This window comes from Methanobrevibacter sp. (assembly GCF_045541095.1).
Lineage (GTDB): Archaea > Methanobacteriota > Methanobacteria > Methanobacteriales > Methanobacteriaceae > Methanocatella.
Genome location: NZ_JAZQIJ010000165.1, coordinates 1 through 6,103, shown reverse-complemented (window position 1 = coordinate 6,103; position 6,103 = coordinate 1). Strand labels below are relative to the sequence as shown.

General features: G+C 33.0%; 6 protein-coding genes. 2 read left to right on the top strand and 4 right to left on the bottom strand.

All coding sequences use genetic code 11. The annotated features are described in order from the left end of the window. Positions 1–532 precede the first annotated feature (532 nt). The 4 genes from ACKI2P_RS07080 to ACKI2P_RS07065 all read right to left on the bottom strand — a co-directional run bounded on the left by ACKI2P_RS07080 (position 533) and on the right by ACKI2P_RS07065 (position 4,000). Positions 533–1,252, bottom strand: coding sequence for a carboxymuconolactone decarboxylase family protein (locus ACKI2P_RS07080; protein WP_407376320.1), 720 nt, complete (start codon positions 1,250–1,252; stop codon positions 533–535). Positions 1,253–1,365: 113 nt separating this feature from the next. Further along, entirely contained in the window at positions 1,366–1,479 is a 114-nt protein-coding gene (locus tag ACKI2P_RS07075; protein ID WP_407376318.1) for a symporter small accessory protein, read from the bottom strand. After that, complete coding sequence (locus tag ACKI2P_RS07070; RefSeq protein ID WP_407376316.1) at positions 1,479–3,089, bottom strand: sodium:solute symporter; 1,611 nt, start codon at positions 3,087–3,089, stop codon at positions 1,479–1,481. The genes ACKI2P_RS07075 and ACKI2P_RS07070 overlap by 1 nt, the downstream gene beginning before the upstream one ends. Before the next feature lie 113 nt (positions 3,090–3,202). Then, on the bottom strand, positions 3,203–4,000 hold the full coding sequence (locus tag ACKI2P_RS07065; protein WP_407376314.1) for a tetratricopeptide repeat protein: 798 nt from the start codon (positions 3,998–4,000) through the stop codon (positions 3,203–3,205). A 217-nt stretch (positions 4,001–4,217) separates the two neighbouring features. Between ACKI2P_RS07065 and ACKI2P_RS07060 the strand changes: the two genes are divergently transcribed. Beyond that, positions 4,218–5,519, top strand: a complete 1,302-nt coding sequence (locus tag ACKI2P_RS07060; RefSeq protein ID WP_407376312.1) for a phenylacetate--CoA ligase family protein — start codon at positions 4,218–4,220, stop codon at positions 5,517–5,519. Positions 5,520–5,527: 8 nt separating this feature from the next. Then, positions 5,528–5,959, top strand: a complete 432-nt coding sequence (locus ACKI2P_RS07055; protein WP_407376311.1) for an amino acid-binding protein — start codon at positions 5,528–5,530, stop codon at positions 5,957–5,959. Positions 5,960–6,103: the final 144 nt, after the last annotated feature.

Here is a 6,103-nt window from a genome sequence, read left to right as displayed (position 1 = left end):
CTACGACTTATAATCTTAAATTACAATTTAATCATCATGATAGATAATTATAATTTTAATTAGAATGATATATAAATATTTTCATAACGAGTCAAGTTCTTTAAAAAATTTTTGTAATTCTTCTAACTGAGACACCTTTTTGAAAGAAATATTTGACAATCCCCATTTCATGCACATCAAATAATTGATTAAATCGACATATACCCAGAACTAATCTTAAAATTCAATAAGGATACATTTAATTTAAACTTTCGTTATGAATAATCATTCACCATAGTAACTATTTCAATAGATACTATATAAAGATATGACTTGAAAACTGAAAAACAAAAGTCATATCGACAATATAAATCTGACTTGTTCTATATTAAATTCAAAAATAAAGCAATTTTAACAAAAAATTCGAATATAATCTCATTTACTATCAATCAAAAGCAAGATTTTTTTCAAGGCAGGAAGTCCATACATATCAACAACAATCGGCGACCCGAATTGAAAAAATTTAAGATTTGAATATTAATCATATCCAAATCTAGCCACATATTTCATTAATAATACCTAAAGCATTTAGAGATCTTGGAAAACCTATATACGGCAATATTGTTGTTACGACTGAAACCAATTTTTCCTTATCGTTTCCAACATTTAGATTAGCCTGAGTATGACCCCTCAACTGATTTTCACACCCTCCTAAAGTAGTAATGAACACAAAAGTAATCAGCTCCCTTTCAGAGTCATTTAAACCATCACGAGTATAAAAATCACCAAAACAATACCCTTCTAAAAACCTGTTGAAATGCTGCTGGCCTTCAGGAGCATTGTCATTCATCATCTGAATCATTTCATTGCCGAAGTATTTATCCTGAAGTTCACGGCCTTTTTCATGTCTGTTTTGTGAAGTTGTATTGGACCGGTCATCCAACGGCATTTCGATTCCTTTTTTGTCGAATACCTTAATTACAACACCGAAAAAGTTATGTGCACGGCCAAAACCAACGTAAGGAACAGATTGGTATAATAACTCTTTAACTTCTACAGGAGTTATGTCAACATTAACTGCAGAAAACAAAATCTTTTTAAAAGCTTTTGGAGACTGGCATGCAATTAAAGAAGCTAAAATCGCTAAAACTGATTCTTTTTTAGATAAACTTGAATGTTCAGATACCTCTTTGAATGCAAAGTTTTTAAAGATTCCATGAAATTCAGGGTCATTCTTTTGAATACGGTCAAAATTGTCGAATAAGTATTCCATTTCATCACCAGATTAGAATTTGTAAAAAAAGTATATTAATAGTTATTGATTCATGGAAAAACGATTAAAAAAAGATAAAAAAAATAAAAAGTTAAGAGTTATTTTAAATAACTCTAGTCACCCTTATTCCAGTTTACAATACCGTAAACAATACATAGAAGTGTTGATAGGATAATTCCAAGATACACACTCCAAATCCATGGATCCTCAATACCTAAAATACCCATTATGCATCACTTCCTTTTGTATCAATGTTTGAAAATGCCTTATCGACAACCTCATCAGCAGGAGGTTTGGTAAGTAAACTTACTACAATTGTGAAAATGGCTGAAACAGGAACAGCAATTAACATTACATCCATAAACGGCCATGGTGCTGAAGGTAAAATTGTTTCCACACCAAGGATGAATTTACAGATTCCAAGTCCAACAGCTGTCTTTTTGAATACAAATATAAGCCAGAATAAACTGACAAATGTTCCGGAAACTATTCCCGCAATGGCACCTAACCTTGTAATTCCTTTCCAGTAAAGTGCACCCAAAAATACAGGCAGGAATGCCGCTGCACAGATTTCAAAGAACAGACTTGTTCCAAGTGCAACAACACTTCCCGGAAGTGAATATGCCATTACCAATGCCAATATGATAGCTATCAAAATACCTACTCTTGAAATAGATACCTGGTCCAGTTTTTGTTTTGATTTATCCCTTATTACAGAATATATATCCACACCGAATGCAGTTCCTTGTGTGTGCAATTGTGAAGAAATTGTTGACATTGCAGCCGCAATTAATGACAATAAGAAGACATATACAAACCATTCAGGAAGCGCCATTGTAATGAATGTAGGTATAATCTTGTCAATGTTTCCTCCAACAACGTCCACTGCAATCTTTCCAAGCTTATCAAAGAAATACACATTGGATAATGAACCTACAATGTATGCTGTTGTTGGCATGATTGCAATAAATATTCCTCCAATCAAAACTGACCTGTTCAATTCCTTATCAGATTTTACTGTCATGAACCTTACAATCAATGAAGGCTGTGCGAGTACCCCAATACCCACACCGATTAAAGTGGATGATACTAAAGACCACCAGAAAGGTGTTCCAAATTCCGGGAACGACGTCCAACCAGTTCCACCCGTTGCCATAGCATCGGCAGGATATAAATTACTCATTTGAGTCAAAGCAGTGTTTGCTGTGTCAACTCCGCCAAGTAACCAATATATGAATACAAGCAGGAACACCATTGCAAGAACCATAATTGTTCCCTGAAGTGCATCAGTATACATTACTCCACGAATTCCACCGAACAGCACATAAAATGTAATAATTATTGACAAAATTAAAAGTGCAATACTGAAATTAATCAGCAGAGAAGATTCCAAAAATCTTGCTGCTCCAATCAATACCACTGCGGCATAAATCGGCATTGCACAAAAAATAATTAATCCTGAAGCGTATTGGATAAATTTAGAATCAAAACGTTTGCCTAAAAACTCAGGAAATGTAAGTGATCCTAAAGCATGCCCCATACGGCGAGTTCTCTTTCCTAAAAATACAAAAGCTATGAATACGCCAATAATAATGTTTAAAAATGCTAACCATAGCACACTCATACCATACTGACCTGCAACTCCCCCAAAACCAACAATAGCTGCTGTCGAAATAAAAGTAGCCCCATAACTCATCGCCATGATGAATGGATGAGTATCTTTACCAGCAATCATAAAGTCTTCAGAGGAATTAGTCTTTTTGTATGCATAATAACCTACGAAAACTAAAGCAAAAATGTAGATTATAAATACAATTGCTAAAATCATTACGTCCATAAATAATTACCTCTAAATAAATATTAAACAAATTAATATTACATAATTTATTTTAATAAGGAAATTATTTAAACATTACTATCAATTTTACATCGATGTTCATTTTTGTACATTTACATTATGACATATCCTGTATCATTGACAATCCCATAAGTAATGCCTTTTTCGTCATAATCAAAAAGCATTTCAAGAGCCTCATCGATGGAAATATCCACTTCATCAGTGAAATTTATCTGAACATTTAGCTTTTCACTCATCAAATTAAAAATCAAGGATTTGAGAACTTCCCCGACCTCTTCATCATCAAGGTCAGATTTGATGCGCTCGATTACCCTTAAACAATCTCTGAATTCCCCAGAGTAAATTTTAAAAAGAAATACTGAAATTATAGTAGCGTCATCCTCATCCACCAAACTCCAAAGCTCATTTGCACAATCATCAACCACCTGAATATCATCAAGAGCTATCGCTATCGATGCCTTAAGTTTTAATGCATCCTTAAATTGAGAATCAATTTCCAATGCAAAATTACAAAATTTTAAAGCTTTTCTGTAATCTTCAAGAGCAATATAGAATCTGCAGACATCGATAACCACCTGCTTATTGGAATAATCAAGAATTTTTTCGAATTTTTTCAATGCTTTGAAGCTTTCCTGCCTTTCATCAAGAGCAACATGGCACCTGATTTTTTCATACAGCAGGAATTCATCCCGAGGATCTTCTTCAAGCAGAGAATCAATTAAAAACAATGCCTTGTCATACCTTTCAAGCTCCATAAGACAAGTAATCTTAAATATCACAACGTAGGCATAATTCTCGTCACTGTCACTTACACTGTCAAAGTAATTCAGAGCCTTTTCATAATTTTCATGATTAAATTCAATTCTTCCTTTGTCAATTTTAGAATCCATAATTGTCACCAAGTAAAATTATAAAAAACTGATTATAAATACTTTATTGAAAATTTAAAGTAAATATTGACTTTAAAATATAAAATTACGACTTTAAAACAATGTTTACTTCGGATTGTCAAAATTACCGGTAAAAAATTAAACAGTACACCAAACTTTAATATTAAAGAAATGACATAATTAAAGTATTAAAAAAAATCTTTGAAATAGGGATATCATGTATTGGAATGAAAAAGCAGAATGTATGAGCAAAGAAGAAAAAGAAGAAATACAACTAAAGAGACTACAGGAAACCGTAAAACTAGCATATGAGAATGTAGAGTTTTACAGAAAAAGATTCGACGAAATAGGTTTAAAACCTGAAGACATCAAAACATTAAAAGACATTGAAAAAATTCCATTTACAACAAAAAGTGATTTAAGACAAGCTTACCCATTAGGATTGCTTGCTGTTCCTCGTGAAGAAATCGTAGAAATCCATGCATCTTCCGGAACAACCGGAAAACCAACAGTTACCGGATATACACAAAATGACTTGGACATATGGGGAGAATGTATAGCACGTGGACTTAAGATGGCCGGTGCTGAGAAAGACTACATCATCCAAAATGCATACGGATACGGATTGTTCACCGGAGGATTCGGAATTCACCATGGAGGAAACAAGATGGGAGCAATCACAATCCCAATTTCAGCCGGAAATACACAAAGACAGCTTGATACAATGGTTGATTTCCAAAGTGATATATTAACTTGTACCCCATCTTATGCAATGTACCTAGGCGAATCCAGGGAAAAAGCAGGAATTTCATTAGATGACATTAACCTAAAAGCAGGAATTCATGGAGCTGAAATGTGGACCAATGAAATGAGAAAAAGGATTGAAACCTCATTAGGAATCAAAACACACAATATTTACGGTCTTACAGAAGTAATGGGCCCGGGTGTTGCACAGGAATGTGAGTATCAAAACGGAATGCACATTCAAGATGACCATTTCTACCCAGAAATAATAAATCCGAAAACTGGAGAAAACTTGGATTACGGAGAAAAAGGAGAACTCGTATTAACTTCATTAACTAAAACTGGAATGCCTATCTTAAGATTTAGAACTAAAGATTTAACCTCCCTTATCGGTGAAAAATGCGAATGTGGAAGAACAACAGTAAGAATGACAAGAATCACCGGTAGAAGTGACGACATGTTAAAAATCAAAGGAGTTATGGTTTTCCCATCCCAAATCGAAAAAGCATTGCTTAAAATCGAAGGTATCAGTCCTAATTACATGATTCATGTAACCAGACCAGACATCTTAGATGTGGTAGAGGTTAAAGTGGAAGCATCTAAAGAACTGTTCTCAGACGAAATGAAAGAAATGGAAAAAGTTGAAAAACAGATCAAAGCATCAATCAGATCTGAAACAGGTATTAGAGCAGAAGTAACAATTGTAGAACCAGAAACACTTCCAAGAAGTGAAGGAAAAGCTGTTCGTGTAATCGATGAAAGGAATTTTGAATAGGTGGTAAAATGGCAGTAAAACAAATTTCAGTTTTTGTAGAAAATAAAGAAGGTAGAATTAAAAAAGCTATAAATACATTAGGGCTTGCAGGCATTAATATCCGTGCTCTTTCAATAGCTGATACAACAAAATATGGAATATTAAGATTAATAGTTTCAGATAATGAAAAAGCAATTGAAGCACTTGAAAATGATGGTTTTATCGTAAAAGAAAACGAAGTAATTGTTTTGGAAGTGCCTGATGAACCTAACGGATTAAATTCAACTTTAGCTATTTTCGATGAAAAAGGAATAAATCTTGAATACTTATACGCATTTGTCGGTGCAAAATCCAATGAAGCAGTCGTAGTAATGAGATTGGAAAATATGGAAAAAGCTATTGATGCATTAGAAAGCAAAAATATCAAAATATTAGATTCCGAAGATATTAAAAACATTTAGAAAAGATTAACTTCTTTTCTACAACTTATTTTTTTCAGTTATTTTAAAAAAACAGAATATACGTTTAAGCAATGATTTAAAAGCATAGCTAATAATTAAGTAAAATAAAAAAAATAGTAAGAAAAATAGCTAGAATTCTTTTAA

Excerpts from the sequence above, each read along its gene's own strand:
- ACKI2P_RS07055 (WP_407376311.1), top strand. The coding sequence starts at position 5,528 with ATGGCAGTAAAACAAATTTCAGTTTTTGTAGAAAATAAAGAAGGTAGA.
- ACKI2P_RS07065 (WP_407376314.1), bottom strand. The coding sequence starts at position 4,000 with ATGGATTCTAAAATTGACAAAGGAAGAATTGAATTTAATCATGAAAAT.
- ACKI2P_RS07070 (WP_407376316.1), bottom strand. The coding sequence starts at position 3,089 with ATGGACGTAATGATTTTAGCAATTGTATTTATAATCTACATTTTTGCT.
- ACKI2P_RS07080 (WP_407376320.1), bottom strand. The coding sequence starts at position 1,252 with ATGGAATACTTATTCGACAATTTTGACCGTATTCAAAAGAATGACCCT.
- ACKI2P_RS07060 (WP_407376312.1), top strand. The coding sequence starts at position 4,218 with ATGTATTGGAATGAAAAAGCAGAATGTATGAGCAAAGAAGAAAAAGAA.
- ACKI2P_RS07075 (WP_407376318.1), bottom strand. The coding sequence starts at position 1,479 with ATGGGTATTTTAGGTATTGAGGATCCATGGATTTGGAGTGTGTATCTT.